15 protein-coding genes and 2 pseudogenes are annotated in these 14,546 nt (G+C 62.1%); 12 read left to right on the top strand and 5 right to left on the bottom strand.

The window, feature by feature from the left end:
* The 10 genes and pseudogenes from gshA to E4Q08_RS01765 all read left to right on the top strand — a co-directional run bounded on the left by gshA (position 1) and on the right by E4Q08_RS01765 (position 9,530).
* Entirely contained in the window at positions 1 to 1,311 is a 1,311-nt protein-coding gene (gene gshA, locus E4Q08_RS01810; RefSeq protein WP_034916522.1) for a glutamate--cysteine ligase, read from the top strand.
* Entirely contained in the window at positions 1,302 to 2,255 is a 954-nt protein-coding gene (gshB, locus tag E4Q08_RS01805; RefSeq protein WP_169069129.1) for a glutathione synthase, read from the top strand. The genes gshA and gshB overlap by 10 nt, the downstream gene beginning before the upstream one ends.
* Positions 2,256 to 2,318: 63 nt before the next feature.
* Positions 2,319 to 3,287 carry an FAD:protein FMN transferase gene (locus E4Q08_RS01800; protein ID WP_169069128.1) on the top strand — a complete coding sequence of 323 codons (969 nt, stop codon included), beginning with the start codon at positions 2,319 to 2,321 and terminating at the stop codon, positions 3,285 to 3,287.
* Positions 3,288 to 3,357: 70 nt separating this feature from the next.
* Positions 3,358 to 3,750: a PTS sugar transporter subunit IIA gene (locus tag E4Q08_RS01795; protein ID WP_169069127.1), complete on the top strand. Its 393-nt coding sequence runs from the start codon at positions 3,358 to 3,360 to the stop codon at positions 3,748 to 3,750.
* Between the two features lie 17 nt (positions 3,751 to 3,767).
* Positions 3,768 to 4,037: an HPr family phosphocarrier protein gene (locus E4Q08_RS01790; protein WP_169069126.1), complete on the top strand. Its 270-nt coding sequence runs from the start codon at positions 3,768 to 3,770 to the stop codon at positions 4,035 to 4,037.
* Positions 4,038 to 4,044: 7 nt separating this feature from the next.
* A complete protein-coding gene (gene ptsP / locus E4Q08_RS01785; protein ID WP_034910931.1) occupies positions 4,045 to 5,793 on the top strand; it encodes a phosphoenolpyruvate--protein phosphotransferase in 1,749 nt (582 codons plus the stop codon).
* A gap of 33 nt (positions 5,794 to 5,826) precedes the next feature.
* A pseudogene (gene metX, locus E4Q08_RS01780) lies at positions 5,827 to 6,953 on the top strand (homoserine O-succinyltransferase MetX).
* A complete protein-coding gene (gene metW / locus E4Q08_RS01775) occupies positions 6,950 to 7,573 on the top strand; it encodes a methionine biosynthesis protein MetW (RefSeq protein WP_169069125.1) in 624 nt (207 codons plus the stop codon). Before metX ends, metW begins: the two are co-directional and overlap by 4 nt.
* Positions 7,573 to 8,832 (top strand): AmpG family muropeptide MFS transporter, encoded by a 1,260-nt coding sequence (locus tag E4Q08_RS01770; protein WP_169069124.1) that lies wholly within the window; start codon positions 7,573 to 7,575, stop codon positions 8,830 to 8,832. Before metW ends, E4Q08_RS01770 begins: the two co-directional genes overlap by 1 nt.
* Positions 8,799 to 9,530 carry a uracil-DNA glycosylase family protein gene (locus E4Q08_RS01765; RefSeq protein ID WP_034910927.1) on the top strand — a complete coding sequence of 244 codons (732 nt, stop codon included), beginning with the start codon at positions 8,799 to 8,801 and terminating at the stop codon, positions 9,528 to 9,530. Before E4Q08_RS01770 ends, E4Q08_RS01765 begins: the two co-directional genes overlap by 34 nt.
* 73 nt (positions 9,531 to 9,603) lie before the next feature.
* Here the strand turns inward: E4Q08_RS01765 and E4Q08_RS01760 are convergent, their stop codons facing one another.
* From E4Q08_RS01760 to E4Q08_RS01745, 4 genes and pseudogenes are all read right to left on the bottom strand, one after another.
* The gene (locus E4Q08_RS01760) at positions 9,604 to 9,909 is read right to left on the bottom strand and encodes a YqjK-like family protein (protein ID WP_034910925.1); all 306 of its coding nucleotides are present in this window, start codon (positions 9,907 to 9,909) and stop codon (positions 9,604 to 9,606) included.
* On the bottom strand, positions 9,890 to 10,300 hold the full coding sequence (locus E4Q08_RS01755; protein ID WP_169069123.1) for a phage holin family protein: 411 nt from the start codon (positions 10,298 to 10,300) through the stop codon (positions 9,890 to 9,892). Before E4Q08_RS01755 ends, E4Q08_RS01760 begins: the two co-directional genes overlap by 20 nt.
* Positions 10,301 to 10,323: 23 nt before the next feature.
* Complete coding sequence (locus E4Q08_RS01750) at positions 10,324 to 10,644, bottom strand: ElaB/YgaM/YqjD family protein (RefSeq protein ID WP_034910923.1); 321 nt, start codon at positions 10,642 to 10,644, stop codon at positions 10,324 to 10,326.
* 170 nt (positions 10,645 to 10,814) lie between these two features.
* A pseudogene (locus tag E4Q08_RS01745) lies at positions 10,815 to 11,598 on the bottom strand (exodeoxyribonuclease III).
* Positions 11,599 to 11,641: 43 nt separating this feature from the next.
* On the opposite strand from E4Q08_RS01745, the gene pyrE reads away from it, so the two are divergent.
* Both pyrE and E4Q08_RS01735 read left to right on the top strand, forming a co-directional pair.
* On the top strand, positions 11,642 to 12,292 hold the full coding sequence (gene pyrE, locus E4Q08_RS01740) for an orotate phosphoribosyltransferase (protein WP_034910919.1): 651 nt from the start codon (positions 11,642 to 11,644) through the stop codon (positions 12,290 to 12,292).
* Positions 12,267 to 12,899: a hypothetical protein gene (locus E4Q08_RS01735; RefSeq protein WP_169069122.1), complete on the top strand. Its 633-nt coding sequence runs from the start codon at positions 12,267 to 12,269 to the stop codon at positions 12,897 to 12,899. Before pyrE ends, E4Q08_RS01735 begins: the two co-directional genes overlap by 26 nt.
* Positions 12,900 to 13,037: 138 nt before the next feature.
* Here the strand turns inward: E4Q08_RS01735 and gatB are convergent, their stop codons facing one another.
* Complete coding sequence (gene gatB, locus E4Q08_RS01730) at positions 13,038 to 14,489, bottom strand: Asp-tRNA(Asn)/Glu-tRNA(Gln) amidotransferase subunit GatB (protein ID WP_034911397.1); 1,452 nt, start codon at positions 14,487 to 14,489, stop codon at positions 13,038 to 13,040.
* Between the last annotated feature and the right edge of the window lie 57 nt (positions 14,490 to 14,546).

The following is a 14,546-nucleotide window of genomic DNA, read 5'->3' as shown; positions in this document are numbered from 1 at the left end:
ATGGTTCCACGTCTCATGACTGCCTTCAGCGGGCCACTGCTGGAGATTGAGCGGCGTTTCCTCGACGCCATGCCGGAGATCGAGCGCTGGTTGCGCGGGCAGTGGCAGGAGCACACGCCGCCTTTTTATGGCTCGGTCGACCTGCGCAACGCAGGTTTCAAGCTTGCGCCGGTGGACATGAACCTGTTTCCCGGGGGCTTCAACAACCTCGACGCCACCTTCCTGCCGCTCTGCGTGCAGGCAGCGATGGCGGCGATCGACCGGATCTGCCCCGACGCCAGGAGGCTGCTGCTGATTCCCGAGAAGCACACGCGCAACCTCTTTTATTTGCAGAACGTCGCACAGCTCGCGGCGATCCTGCGCCTGACCGGCCTCGACGTGCGCCTCGGCTCGTGGTCGCCGGAGATCGACAGGCCGACGCCGGTGGCGCTTCCCGACGGCAGTTCGCTGCTTCTCGAACCGCTGCTGCGCAGCCGCTCCCGGCTGGGCCTCGAAGGCTTCGACCCCTGCGCGATCCTGCTCAACAACGATCTCTCGGCGGGTATCCCGCCCATCCTGCAGAACCTCGACGGGCAGTTCGTTCTGCCGCCGCTGCATGCGGGTTGGGCTTTGCGCCGCAAGTCGAACCACTTTGCGGCCTACGATGAGGTGGCGGGGGATTTCGCCAGACTGGTCGGGATCGACCCGTGGCGGATCAACCCCTACTTCTCGGTCTGCAGCAGCGTCAATTTTCATGAGCGACAGGGCGAGGACTGCCTGGCTGCCAATGTCGATGCCGTGCTCGGTCTGATCCGCGAGAAATACCAGCAATACGGGATCGAAGAAACTCCTTACGTGGTCGTCAAGGCCGACGCCGGTACTTACGGCATGGGGGTGATGACGGTCAAGGATGCGGCGCAGGTGACCGGCCTCAACCGCAGGCAGCGCAACAAGATGTCGGTGATCAAGGAAGGCCTGGCGGTGTCGCAGGTGATCATCCAGGAAGGAGTGCATTCCTATGAGCGGGTCGGCAGCGGTAGCGACGAAGGTGTCGCCGAACCGGTGGTGTACATGATCGACCGCTTTGTCGTGGGCGGCTTCTACCGTGTCCATAGCGGGCGTGGCAAGGATGAGAATCTCAACGCGCCGGGCATGCACTTCGAGCCGCTGGCCTTCGAGACCAGTTGCTCGCTGCCCGACCATTGCCAGAATCCCGATGCTGCACCGAACCGCTTTTACGTTTACGGCGTGGTTGCCCGCCTGGCGCAGCTCGCGGCCTCGCTCGAACTCGAACGTACGGCACCGATAGAGGAGCAAGTGGCATGCGCATAGCATTCATCGTCGACCCTCTGCGGTCGCTGAAGGCCTACAAGGACACCAGTATCGCGATGATGCGCGCTGCCCAGGCGGCAGGGCACGCGGTGTGGACGATCCAGCAGGAGGCGATTCACTGGTCGCCGCTGCACGGCGTCTGCGCTGCCGCGGTGCATCTGGAAATGCTCGCCGACGATCAGGACTGGTTCGTCGAGGTCGACCGTCGCGTCGTCGCCCTGCGTGATTTTCGCGCCGTTGTGATGCGCAAGGATCCACCCTTCGACATGGAATACGTGACCACCACCTGGTTGCTCGAAGGTGCCGAAGCCGAGGGCGCGCGCGTTTTCAACCGACCGCGCGCATTGCGCGACCATTCCGAAAAGTTGTCGATCGCCGAATTCGCGCATTTTTCGGTACCGACACTGGTGGCGCGCGATGCTGCGGTGATTCACTCGTTCATCGACTACGAACACGACACGATTCTCAAACCGCTCGACGGCATGGGGGGTACCCAGATTTTCCGTGTCCGTCATGACGACCCGAACCGCAACGTGATCGTCGAAACGCTGACCCGTGACGGCGCGCGCACGCTCATGGCGCAACGCTACATCCCCGAGATCGTCGATGGCGACAAGCGCATCCTGATCGTTGGCGGTGAAGTGGTTCCCTATTGCCTGGCGCGCATCCCCAAGGCCGGCGAAACCCGTGGCAACCTGGCTGCCGGCGGCACCGGCGTGGCCCGCGAACTGAGCGCGCGCGACTGGGAAATCGCCAGCACGCTGGCGCCGGTGCTGGCCGCCCGCGGCCTGTTGCTGGTCGGTCTCGACGTGATCGGCGACTGGCTGACGGAAATCAACGTCACCAGCCCGACCTGCATGGTCGAAATCGCCGGGCAGACCGGTTTCGACGCCGCCGCCATGTTCATTGCCGCCCTCGACCGTCAGTGCCTTGCCGCCTCCTAGCCTCCTAGTCTGCCTGCTCGCGCTGCTTCTTGCCAGCGTCCTGGCGGCCTGCGAGCGGGCGCCTTGCACCATCAGGAAGCCTTCGTTTTCGGGACCCGCGTCGAAGTGCTGATCGCCGGCCTGGACGAAGCGGCAGCACGTCCGGCAGCGGCAGCCGTGCTGCGCGAGTTCGATCGTCTGCATCGAACCTACCATGCCTGGAAGCCATCCGAACTGAGCGCGCTGAACGCGGCCATTGCGGCTGGCCGGCGGCAGCCGGTGACGCCGGAAATGGCCGAGCTGATTACCGAGGCGCAGCATCTGACTCGCCTCGGCGAACAGCTTTTCGACCCGGGAATCGGCCGTCTGATCGGCCTCTGGGGTTTTCAGTCCGATGAATTGCCGGCCATCCTGCCCGATCCGCTGGCTCTGGCTGCCTGGCGGGCAGTCCGGCCGAGCCTTCTCGACCTGCGGATCGAGGGCGCTTACGTCAGCAGCGACAAGCGCGAAGTGGCCCTCGATTTCGGGGGTTACCTCAAGGGTGTCGCGCTCGACCGCGCGGCGGCCATTCTGCAGGCGCAGGGGGTGCACAATGCACTGATCAACATCGGCGGCAATGTCATGGCGCTGGGGAGCAAGAATGGGCAGCGCTGGCGCGTCGGCATCCAGCACCCGCGTCAGCCCGGGCCGCTGGCGACAGTCGAACTGGCGAATGGTGAGGCGATCGGCACCTCGGGTGACTATCAGCGTTTCTTCGAGCTCGACGGCCATCGCTACTGCCATCTGCTCGACCCGCGCAGTGCGCAGCCGGTGCCGCATACGCAGTCGTTGAGCGTCCTGATCACGCCGCGCGCGGCGGCCGGGACACTTTCCGATGTCGCCTCCAAGCCTCTGTTCATTGCCGGTAGCGACTGGCCGCGCCTGGCGCGTGCGCTGCAGGTCGAGCAGGTGCTGCGGGTCGACGCACAAGGCCAGGTGCAGGTCAGCCGTGCGCTGCACGGTCGGCTCGAATACGTCGGCGGCGAGCCGAAGGGGCTTGAAGTCATCCCTTGAGGCGTTCGCCAATGCTGCCGAGCAGCGCGGAATCGCTTAGAATGACGGCCTGTCGTAAGGGGTGGAAACAATGATCGGTATTCTCCTGATAACGCATGGCTCGTTTGGTGAAAGCCTGATCCAGAATATTTGTCACGTGCTCAACAAGCGTCCGCCCCTGATCGCACAGCTTGGCGTGGCAGCTCAGGACGATCCGCTCGACATCCTGCCGCTGGCGCGCCTGCTGCTGAAAGAAGTCGACCATGGCGAAGGGGTCCTGGTGATGACCGACGTTTTCGGTGCGACACCCGGCAACCTGGCGCTCAAGCTGCTCGAGCCGGGCCGTGTCGAAGGCATTGCCGGCCTCAGTCTGCCGATGCTGCTGCGCGCTCTGACCTATCGCGAGAAAGGGATGGAAACCATGTTGCAGAAGGCGATCAGCGGTGCCCATGATGGCGTCGTAAAGCTGCCGCCGCCTGCCTAGAATCACAGGAGTTTTTGATGGTACGTGCTGAAACTGCAATCATTAACAAGCTGGGCCTGCATGCCCGTGCTTCGGCCAAGCTGACGCAACTTGCCAGCCGCTTCGCCAGCGACGTCTGGATGGAGAAGGGGGCGCGCCGCATCAACGCCAAGAGCATCATGGGCGTGATGATGCTGGCTGCCGGCAAGGGTTCGACAGTGGTCGTCGAGACCGACGGTGCGGACGAACAGGCAGCGAACGAGGCGATCCTCGGATTGATCGCGGAAAGGTTCGGCGAGGCGGAGTGAGTGCATCATGAGTTTTACCCTGCATGGCCTGGCGGTCTCCGGTGGCATCGCGATTGGACAGGCGCATCTGATGTCGCACGCGACACTCGAGGTCTCGCATCTGTTCATCGCGCCACGCCTGGTGGACAAGGAGGTGGCCCGCTTCGAGGCCGCGCTGCTGCGCGTGCGTGAGGAGTTTGCGGCACTGAAGGGACGCATGCAGCATACCTCGACCGAGTTCGGCGCTTTCATCGACCTGCATTCGATGATCCTTTCCGATCCCGAACTGGCGGAAGTTCCCAAACAACTGATCCGCGAGCGTCGCTGCAATGCCGAATGGGCGCTGGTGCAGCAGATGGAACTCCTGGTCGCCCAGTTCGAGAGTATTGACGATCAGTACCTGCGCGAGCGCAGCTACGACATACGCCAGGTCGTCGAGCGGGTGGTCAAGGAACTGGTCGGTCAGCCAGGCCGGATGTCCCTGAGAACCGGCAAGGGCATCAAGGAAGAGAATCTGATCGTCGTCGCGCACGATCTCTCGCCAGCCGACGTGATTTCCTACAAGGAACATCATTTCGCTGCCTTTGTCACCGATGTCGGCGGCTCGACTTCGCACACCGCGATTCTCGCGCGCAGCCTGCGCATTCCGGCGGTGCTTGGCCTGCATAACGCCCGGCAACTGATTCACGACGATGAGGTGTTGATTGTCGATGGCACGCGTGGCGTCCTGATCGTCAACCCCGATCCGCGCATCCTCGAAGAGTACCGGCTCAGAAAGAGTCAGATCGAGCTTGAAAGGATCAAGCTCAGACGTCTCAGGACAGCGAAGTCGGTGACCCTCGACGGCGTCGATATCGATCTTCAGGCCAACATCGAACTGCCGGGCGACGTCGCTGCAGCGCTTGATGGCGGTGCCGAAGGGATTGGCCTGTTTCGCACCGAGTTCATATTCCTCGATCGCGGCGACATGCCGACCGAGGACGAACAGTTCGAGGCCTATCGTACGGTCGTCAAGGGCATGGGCGGCCGGCCGGTCACCATCCGCACCTTCGATCTCGGCTCCGACAAGGATCTCCATCCGGAAAAGATGCAGGGCGAGCGCCTGCAAAGCAACCCGGCGCTCGGGCTACGTGCCATCCGCCTGTCGCTGGCCGAGCCGAAGATGTTCCAGACGCAGTTGCGAGCCATCCTGCGCGCTTCGAAGTACGGCAAGATCAAGCTCCTGATCCCGATGCTTTCGCAGGCGCACGAAATCGATCAGACGCTGGCAGCAGTAGAGCGGGCCAAGTCGAGCCTGCGCGGCGAACGCGTTCCCTTCGATGAAGCGATCCAGGTGGGAGCGATGATCGAGATCCCGGCCGCCGCGCTGGCCGTCGGCCTGTTCCTGCGGCGCATGCATTTTCTGTCGATTGGTACCAACGATCTGATCCAGTACACACTGGCCATCGATCGCAGCGATGAAGAGGTCGCACCGCTCTATGATCCCCTGCATCCGGCAGTGTTGATGCTGCTGGCGCACACCATCGCGAGCGCCGAAAAGGTCTATATCCCGGTTTCGATCTGCGGCGAACTCGCCGGTGACCCGACCCTGACGCGGCTGCTGCTGGGGATGGGGCTGCGCCAGTTCTCGATGCATCCGGCACAGATCCTCTCGGTCAAGCAGAAGATCATGCAGAGCAACTGCGCCGAACTGGCGCCCATCGTTCGCCGCCTGTTGCGCCATGAGGAACCGGCGAAGATTCGCGAGCAACTGGAGAAACTCAACAGTTGCGTCTGAATTCATTTTTTTCCTGCCACCGAACCGATCACGATGTCACCTGAGAATTCAGTCGGAGTCGTTGCGCCTCGGCGAGCGCAATTCAACGAGCCGCTGCGGCTGCAGAGCGGTGCCGAGTTGCCGGGTTTCGAACTGGTTTTCGAAACCTACGGTACGCTCAACGCCGAACACACCAACGCCGTGCTGGTCTGCCATGCCCTTTCCGGTAGTCACCATGTCGCCGGCCACTATGCTGACGATCCGGAAAACGTCGGTTGGTGGGATAACCTCGTCGGTCCGGGCAAGCCGCTCGACACCAGAAAATTCTTCGTGGTCGGGGTCAACAACCTCGGTGGCTGCTACGGGTCTACCGGGCCATTGTCGATCAATCCGGAGAGCGGCAAGCGCTACGGTGCTGATTTTCCACTGGTGACGGTCGAGGACTGGGTCGCGGCACAGGCCCGTCTGGCCGACCATCTGGGCGTGCGCACATGGGCTGCGGTGATTGGCGGCAGCCTCGGTGGCATGCAGGCGCTCGAGTGGTCACTGCAATTCCCGGAGCGAATCCGGCACGCCATGGTGATCGCTTCGGCGCCCAAGCTGTCGGCACAGAACATCGCCTTCAACGAGGTGGCGCGACAGGCGATCATTTCCGATCCGGATTTTCATGGGGGCTACTACGCTGATCATGGGGTCATCCCGACCAGGGGCTTGCGGCTGGCGAGAATGGTCGGTCACATCACCTATCTGTCGGATACGCAGATGGCCGAGAAATTCGGTCGTCAGTTGCGCCATGGCGAGCACAAGTTCAGTTACGAGGTCGATTTCGAGATCGAGTCCTATTTGCGTTATCAGGCAACAAGTTTGCCGCTTTCTTCGACGCCAATACCTATCTGATGATGACCAAGGCACTCGACTACTTCGATCCCGCCTATGACTACGAGGGCAATCTGCCCGCTGCGCTGGCGCGTGCCAAGGCCAGCTTCTTTGTCGCCAGTTTTTCGACCGACTGGCGTTTCGCACCGGCGCGTTCGCGTGAGATCGTCTTTGCGCTGCTGCACAATCGCCGGCGCGTCGTGTACGCGGAGATCGACTGCGGTGCCGGGCATGACTCGTTCCTGCTCGACGATCCCCACTATCACGCGCTGCTACGTGCCTATCTGGAGAACATCGCCGTATGACCGAGCATGAGCGGAGAGTCCGGGCCGAGCAGCGGGAGCGCTTCGACTTTGCGGTGATCGCCAACTGGATTCCGCCTGGCGAGCACGTTCTCGACCTGGGTTGCGGTGACGGCAGATTGCTGCGTTACCTGAACGAAACGCGGGATGTCAGTGGCTACGGCGTCGAAATCGACCATGAAAGCATCCTCGGATGTATCCGCAACGGGGTGGATGTGATCCAGATGGATATCGAGTGCGGACTTTCCGGTTTTGAGGACAGATCCTTCGAGCATGTGATCATTTCTCAGGCGCTGCAGACGATGCGTGCCACCGAGCGCATCCTCACCGAGATGCTGCGCGTCGCTGCAGAGGCGGTGGTCAGCTTCCCCAATTTCGCCTACCGTGCCAACCGAGCAGCGATCAGCGAAGGGCACATGCCGGTTTCCGAAGACCTGCCCTATGACTGGTTCGACACCCCGAATGTGCGCTTTTTCACAATTGTTGACTTCGAGGATCTGTGTCGCCGGCTCGACATCGAGATTCGCGAACGTCTGGCTTTCGACGAAGCCGGACGCGAGGTCTGCGAAGATCCCAATCTCAACGGCAGTCTCGCCTTCTATCGCCTCGGACGAAGATCCTGATGCCTGGCTGGCTACGCCTGCTGCTGACCAGGCGGATGCTGATCTGCGTGTTTACCGGCTTCAGCTCGGGTTTGCCACTGTACCTGCTGCTCAATCTGCTGCCGGCGTGGTTGCGCAGCGAAGGAGTGGATCTCAGAACCATCGGCCTGTTCGCGCTGATCCAGTTTCCCTACACATGGAAATTCATCTGGGCGCCGCTGCTGGATCGTTATCGCCTGCCCCTGGGTCGCCGGCGTGGCTGGATGCTGTTCTCGCAGCTCGGCCTGCTACTGTCGATTGGTCTGCTCGGAGGATTCTCGCCGTCGAGCAATCTGACACCGGTGATCTGGTTGTCGGTGACGCTGGCTTTCCTGTCGGCGACGCAGGATGTCGCGCTCGATGCGTTTCGCCGCGAAATCCTCAGCGATCAGGAACTCGGTCTGGGCAATTCGGTGCATGTCAATGCCTACCGGATTGCCGGGCTGGTGCCGGGATCGCTGTCGCTGATCCTCGCCGACCTGCTGCCCTGGGCGCAGGTTTTCGGGATTACTGCAGCTTTCATGTTACCGGGAATGGTGATGGTGCTGCTGGTCGGCGAACCGCCCATGCTCGGGGCGCCGAAGACCTTGCGCCAGGCAGTGGTCGAGCCGTTTCACGAGTTCATCGGCCGTCAGGGCTGGCGGGGTGCGCTGCTGGTGCTCGGCTTCATTTTTCTCTACAAGCTCGGCGATTCGCTGGCGACCGCCCTGGCGACGCCGTTTTATCTGGATCTGGGCTTCAGCAAGACCGATGTCGGCGTGATTGCCAAGCATGCCGGACTCTGGCCGGCGGTATTCGGCGGCCTGCTGGGTGGCTTGTGGATGGTGCGTCTGGGGATCAACCGCGCGCTGTGGTTATTCGGCCTGGTTCAGATGGTGACCATTCTCGGCTTCGCCTGGCTGGCGTGGCGTGGCGTGCAGGCGCCTGTCGATGCACTTGACCGGGCCGCTCTGGCCACCGTGATTGCTGCCGAGTGCCTGGGCGTCGGCCTGGGTACTGCCGCTTTCGTCGCCTTCATCGCGCGTGCCACCAATCCGGCTTTCACGGCCACCCAGTTTGCGCTGTTTACCAGCCTGGCCGCCGTTCCCCGGACCTTCATCAACGCGACGGCAGGCGCGCTGGTCGAGTCGCTGGGCTGGGTCAGCTTCTTCATCCTGTGTTTTCTGCTTGCCGCTCCGGGCATGTTGCTGTTGCTGAAGGTTGCGCCATGGAACGAGATTCGCCCGTCGCCGCCACGCTGATCGCTGCCGCCCGGCAGTTGTCGGCCAGCGTCTCGACGCTCACCTTCTCGCCGCCGGTCAGCCACGTCTACAATCCGCTGAGTTATGCCTGGTCAGCGCACGAGTTGTACCTGCGTCGCTATGGAGCAAGCACTCGGCGGGTGGTCTTTCTGGGAATGAACCCGGGTCCCTTCGGGATGGTGCAATGCGGCGTGCCTTTCGGTGAAGTCGCAGCGGTGCGCGACTGGTTGGGGATCGAGGCCGCAGTGCTGAAACCGGCTGTCGAAAATCCCCGGCGACCGATCGAAGGCTTTGCCTGCGCACGCTCCGAGGTCAGTGGGCGGCGTCTGTGGGGATTGTTCCGCGAGCGCTTCGGTTCTGCCGACGCGTTTTTTGCTGAGCATTTCGTCGCCAACTATTGCCCGCTGGCCTTTTTCGATCAAGCTCGCAACCTGACCCCCGACAGGCTGCCGGCAGCTGCAGCGGCAGCGCTGCGGGTGGCTTGCGATGCGCACCTGAAGACGCTGGTCTCTGTCTTGCAGCCCGAATGGGTGGTTGGCGTCGGCGCTTTCGCCGAAACGCGGGCAGCCGAAGCGCTCGCCGGGACGCAGGTCAGAACCGCTCGCGTGCTGCATCCGAGTCCCGCGAGCCCGCTGGCGAATCAGGGTTGGGCGGCAGCGGCGACCCGGCAACTGGTCGAGCTGGGTATCTGGGAGTGACCGGGAGGCTCTGCAGATTGCCGAGGAGGCGAGGGATGTGATTCTCTGACTCGGCTTGCGCGGCAAGGGATGATCAGGCCGGGATCCCGATCTGTTTGCGCAGCATGCGCCAGGTGCGCCAAACGAAAAAAACTCGCTGGCTCCATCGCCAGACGCGGCGCGGTTGCAGCACGACCAGCACAGCGACGCCGATGGCGACCATTTCCGGGTGTTGTTTGACGTAATCACTGCCCTGACGAACGCTGGCAATGGCACGGTCGGCAGTCGCGAGGCCTGCGCCCAGCGGTTGCAGTTGCTGGCCAAGGAGCCGGCGCTGGTTGCTGATACGTTCGATCAGTCTGCCGCGCTCGATGGCAAGGTCAATCAGCTCTTGGTTCATTGCTGGCGGCGCCTTTCATCTGGCGAAGGTCTTCTGCAAGCTCGGCAACGCTGGCCGCGAGGGGTTGATGGCTGGTACGCAGTGCACGTCGCAGAGCCGCGTAGGCAATACCTCCGCTGGTCAGCGAAATGACGGTGAAAGCGCTCAGCAGGAGCACCCGGTTGTCCCAGAACACGACGACCAGCAAGGTGATCGCCAGGATCGTGCCGACCATCAGAGAAAACGCCAGTACTTGCGACAGGAGCAGGATACGGACGGCACGCAGCTTTTCTTCCTTGAGGTCATTGCCAAGGAGTTCGAGTCGCGTGCGCCCGATGGCCAGCAGTGTGGCGGCGCTGTTCCTGGTGGCTGCCAGCAGGCCGCCGCTTGCGCCGCCCGGTGTCTCGCTCATGGCTGTCAGACGGTCGCGACCGATTATCGACGACCGATGATCACCCCGAGCAGCAGACCGACAGCTGCGGCAACGCCGACGGCACGCCAGGGATTTTCGTGTACGAAGTCGTCGGTGGCACGTGCCGCGGCCTTGGTGCGGTCGACCAGTGCCGCTTCGGCATCTGCCAGGCGGAGCTTGGCATCGCGCAGCCGCTCGCCGATGCGCTCGCGCAGATCGCCCATTTTGTCGCCGGCAACGCCAGCCGTGGCACGCAGGATTTCTTCTGCGTCGGCGACGACGACCTTCATGTCGGAGACGAGTTTTTGTTTGCTGGCGGAGGAAAGATCGGTAACTTCGGACATGATGAACCTCACAGGGGAAGATGATGGCAGGAATAGCGAGGGTGCAGGGGCAAACCTCAACGAGGTTCTCAGATTATAGAAATCGGGCGCGGAGAGCAATGCATAAAAGCCGTTGCGCTGTGCCAGGGCCTCCGTTCCGGGCAGACGCGAACTCATTCTCGTCAATCGGCCTACAGTGAATAGTCGTAATCGATGGTCAATGGCGCGTGGTCGCTGAACCGCTGTTCCTTGTAGACGGCTGCGCTGCGCGCCTTGCTGGTGATGGCGGCCGTCGCCAGTTGATAGTCGAGCCGCCAGCCGACGTTCTTTGCCCAGGCCTGGCCACGATTCGACCACCAGGTGTAAGACTCGCCAGTGCTGTCGGGATGCAGGCTGCGGTATACATCGCACCAGCCGCCTTCGTCGAGCAGTCGGCTCACCCAGGCACGCTCCTCGGGCAGAAATCCCGAGTTCCTGCGGTTGCCACGCCAGTTCCGGAGGTCGATTTCCTGATGGGCGATGTTCCAGTCGCCACCGATAATGATGTCGCGCCCGCTCGACGCAAGTTCGACGAGATGCGGATAGATCAGGGCCATGAAGCGGAATTTGGCCTCCTGCCGTTGCTCGGAGCTGGAACCTGAGGGCTGATACAGCGAGATGATCGAAAGATTTCCGAAATCCGCGCGCAGATAGCGCCCTTCGCGGTCAAACTCCTCACTTCCCAGCACGTCGAATACCCGCTCCGGTCTGTGGCGGCACCACAGACCGACGCCGCTGTAGCCTTTTTTTCTCGGCGTAGCGGTAGTAGGCATGGAAACCCTCGGGCGCTCGCATTTCTTCATCGAGGTCCGCAGCATGCGCCTTGATTTCCTGCACACAGAGGATATCCGCATGCTGGGCGCCGGCCCAGGGCAGAAGCCCCTTGCGCCATGCCGAACGAATACCGTTGAGATTCAACGTAATGATGCGTAACATAGAGGACCGATGCCGGAAACGGCTTTCATCGCGAAAATATTTTATGGGCTTTCGTCAGGAATTCATCGAGTTTGCCGTTGCTCAGGAGGTGCTGCGTTTTGGTAGTTTCACGACCAAGGCGGGACGGCTTTCGCCCTACTTTTTCAACGCTGGCCTGTTCAACAACGGTGCGGCGCTGGGGCGGCTGGCGGAATTCTACGCCAAGGCGATCACCGCCAGTGGGATCGCCGTCGACGGTCTGTTCGGCCCGGCGTACAAGGGCATCCCGCTGGTGGCCGTGGTCGCCGTTGCCCTGGCAAGGGCAGGGCACAACCTGCCATTCTCGTTCAATCGCAAGGAGGCCAAGGATCACGGAGAAGGCGGCAGCATCGTTGGTGCGCCACTGGCCGGTCGCGTGTTGATCATCGACGACGTGATCACCGCCGGTACTTCGGTTCGTGAGTCGGTGGAGCTGATTCGTGCCGCCGGTGCTTCGCCCTGCGGCGTGGTCATCGCTCTGGATCGCATGGAGCGCGGCAGCGGTGAGTTGTCGGCGGTACAGGAAGTCGAGCGGGACTACGCCATTCCGGTGCTGGCCGTCGCCAACCTCGATGATCTGATGAGCTTTCTCCAACAGCATCCGGATTTCAGGCAGAACGAGACAGCGGTAGCTCATTATCGGCAGACCTATGGCCTTCTTGCCCACAGCGGCTAGTTGCGCCCTCCTGCTGTTGGTGGTGACCGGCGGAGACGCGAGCTTCGCAGCCGCTTCGATTTTCTGTTGCACGGATGCGCAGGGCAAGCAGGTATGTGGCGACGTTTTGCCTCCGGCCTGTTATGGACGTGCCTATCGCGAGTTGGGTACTTCCGGCCGAGAACGGACTGTCGAGGCGCCACTGACCGCCGAGCAGCGAGCCCAGCGCGCCGCCGAGGAAAAACGGCGTAGCGAGCAGGAACGGGTGCTCAACGAACAGCGGCGCAAGGATCAGGCCTTGCTCAATACCTATGGCAGCGAAAAAGATATCGAAATCATGCGTAGCCGCGCCGAGCGGGACCTTACTGCGGCGATTCAGGCTGCGCAGGATCGAATCGCGGAGATCCGCAGGCTGCGCAAGAAATTCGAGGATGAAGCGGAGTTCTACAGAAACCGACAGTTGCCGGTAGACGTGGCCAAGGGTCTGCGCGACGCCGATCACGAGATCAGGGCGCAGGAGTCGGTCATCGAGTCCAAGAACAGGGATCTGGAGGCGATCCGGCTGAAGTACGACGAGGACCGGCGCCGCTTCGTTGAGATTTCAAAGCGGCCACCAGCGCGGCCCTAACGGTCATGACTTTTCCAGGCACCCCCGATCATGAAAGTCATGACCGTTTCCCTCTCCCCCCGACCCCTCCCCCGCGAGGGGGGAGGGGAGATTCGTGAGTCGCATACGCGACTTTCACATTAAGCCATGTAATGACCGTTAGCCGAGTTTCTTGCGCAGCAGGTCGCTGACGCGCTGTGGGTTGGCCTTGCCGCGCGTCGCTTTCATGGCCTGACCGACCAGTGCGTTGAAGGCCTTTTCCTTGCCGGCCCGGAACTCGGCAACCATCGCCGGGTTGGCGGCGAGCAGTTCATCGAGCAGCGTTTCCAGGGAGCCGCTGTCACTGATCTGCTGCAGGTCCTGCCTGGCGATGATCTCGTCAGCCGAACTGCCCTCGCCGCTCCACAGGGCATCGAAAACCTTCCTGGCGATATTGGTCGAGATCGTGCCGTCGCCAATGCGGGCGAGCAGGCCGCCGAGTTGTTCTGCCGAGACCGGCGATTCGCTGATTTCTCGGTCTTCCTTGTTGAGGCGGGCGGTCAGGTCGACCATGACCCAGTTGGCGCAGGTCTTGGCGTTTGCCTTGCCGGCCGTGGCGACGGCGGCTTCGTAGTAGCCGACCAGTTCCAGCGAACTGGTGAGAACCTTGGCGTCATACGCGGAAAGCCCGTAGTCGGCAATCAGGCGTTCGCGTTTGGCGGTCGGCAACTCGGGTAGTTGCGAACGAATCTGCTCGATCCACTGCTGATCGATGAGCAGCGGCAGCAGATCCGGATCGGGGAAGTATCGGTAATCGTGAGCATCTTCCTTCGAACGCATGGCGCGCGTTTCACCGCTTTCCGGATCGAATAGGACCGTCGCCTGCTCGATGCTGCCACCATCCTCAAGGGTGGCAATCTGCCACTGCACCTCGTAGTCGATGGCCTGCTGCATGAAGCGGAAAGAGTTCAGATTCTTGATTTCCCGGCGAGTACCGAAGTGCGGCTGGCCGACGGGGCGCACCGAGACGTTGGCATCACAACGAAAGGATCCCTCCTGCATGTTGCCATCACAGATGCCGATCCAGCGCACCAGCGCGTGCAAGGTCCGGGCATAGGCGACCGCTTCGGCGGAAGAACGCATGTCGGGTTCGCTGACGATTTCCAGCAAGGGAGTACCGGCACGGTTGAGGTCGATTCCCGAGCGGCCCCGGAAATGCTGCCCCAAGCCTTCATGCAGCGATTTGCCAGCATCCTCTTCGAGGTGAGCGCGGGTCAGGGAAACGACCTTTTCGCTTTCTCCGACCGGTATGGCCAACTTGCCGCCCAGCACCACTGGCAATTCGTACTGGCTGATCTGATACCCCTTGGGGAGATCCGGGTAGAAGTAGTTCTTGCGTGCAAAGACCGATCGGGGGGCAATCTTCGCGTCGACCGCGAGGCCAAAGCGGATCGCGCAGATCACGGCGCCCCTGTTCAGCACCGGCAGGACGCCAGGCAGGGCGATGTCAACGGCGTTCGCCTGGACGTTGGGGGCGGCGCCAAAGGCAGTCGAACTGCCCGAGAAGATCTTGGCCTGGGTAGACAACTGCGCGTGCGTTTCGATGCCGATGACGACTTCCCACTGTTTCATCACTGCTTACTCTCTCTTCAAGAACCGTCGGCGAAAGGCCTGCCGGCGCTGGCCGGA

Origin of the sequence: Candidatus Accumulibacter contiguus (assembly GCF_012940005.1) — a bacterium.
Taxonomy (GTDB): domain Bacteria; phylum Pseudomonadota; class Gammaproteobacteria; order Burkholderiales; family Rhodocyclaceae; genus Accumulibacter; species Accumulibacter contiguus.
Note: the sequence above shows the minus strand (reverse complement) of the source record. Positions and strands in the feature narration are given on the sequence as shown.

What these genes read in the sequence shown, in the direction of transcription:
- gshA (WP_034916522.1), top strand. Translation starts at nt 1, where the DNA reads ATGGTTCCACGTCTCATGACTGCCTTCAGCGGGCCACTGCTGGAGATT.
- ptsP (WP_034910931.1), top strand. Translation starts at nt 4,045, where the DNA reads ATGAGTTTTACCCTGCATGGCCTGGCGGTCTCCGGTGGCATCGCGATT.
- E4Q08_RS01735 (WP_169069122.1), top strand. Translation starts at nt 12,267, where the DNA reads ATGGCCTTCTTGCCCACAGCGGCTAGTTGCGCCCTCCTGCTGTTGGTG.
- E4Q08_RS01770 (WP_169069124.1), top strand. Translation starts at nt 7,573, where the DNA reads ATGCCTGGCTGGCTACGCCTGCTGCTGACCAGGCGGATGCTGATCTGC.
- E4Q08_RS01760 (WP_034910925.1), bottom strand. Translation starts at nt 9,909, where the DNA reads ATGAACCAAGAGCTGATTGACCTTGCCATCGAGCGCGGCAGACTGATC.
- gatB (WP_034911397.1), bottom strand. Translation starts at nt 14,489, where the DNA reads ATGAAACAGTGGGAAGTCGTCATCGGCATCGAAACGCACGCGCAGTTG.
- pyrE (WP_034910919.1), top strand. Translation starts at nt 11,642, where the DNA reads ATGGGCTTTCGTCAGGAATTCATCGAGTTTGCCGTTGCTCAGGAGGTG.
- E4Q08_RS01750 (WP_034910923.1), bottom strand. Translation starts at nt 10,644, where the DNA reads ATGTCCGAAGTTACCGATCTTTCCTCCGCCAGCAAACAAAAACTCGTC.
- E4Q08_RS01790 (WP_169069126.1), top strand. Translation starts at nt 3,768, where the DNA reads ATGGTACGTGCTGAAACTGCAATCATTAACAAGCTGGGCCTGCATGCC.
- gshB (WP_169069129.1), top strand. Translation starts at nt 1,302, where the DNA reads ATGCGCATAGCATTCATCGTCGACCCTCTGCGGTCGCTGAAGGCCTAC.
- E4Q08_RS01755 (WP_169069123.1), bottom strand. Translation starts at nt 10,300, where the DNA reads ATGAGCGAGACACCGGGCGGCGCAAGCGGCGGCCTGCTGGCAGCCACC.
- E4Q08_RS01795 (WP_169069127.1), top strand. Translation starts at nt 3,358, where the DNA reads ATGATCGGTATTCTCCTGATAACGCATGGCTCGTTTGGTGAAAGCCTG.
- metW (WP_169069125.1), top strand. Translation starts at nt 6,950, where the DNA reads ATGACCGAGCATGAGCGGAGAGTCCGGGCCGAGCAGCGGGAGCGCTTC.
- E4Q08_RS01765 (WP_034910927.1), top strand. Translation starts at nt 8,799, where the DNA reads ATGGAACGAGATTCGCCCGTCGCCGCCACGCTGATCGCTGCCGCCCGG.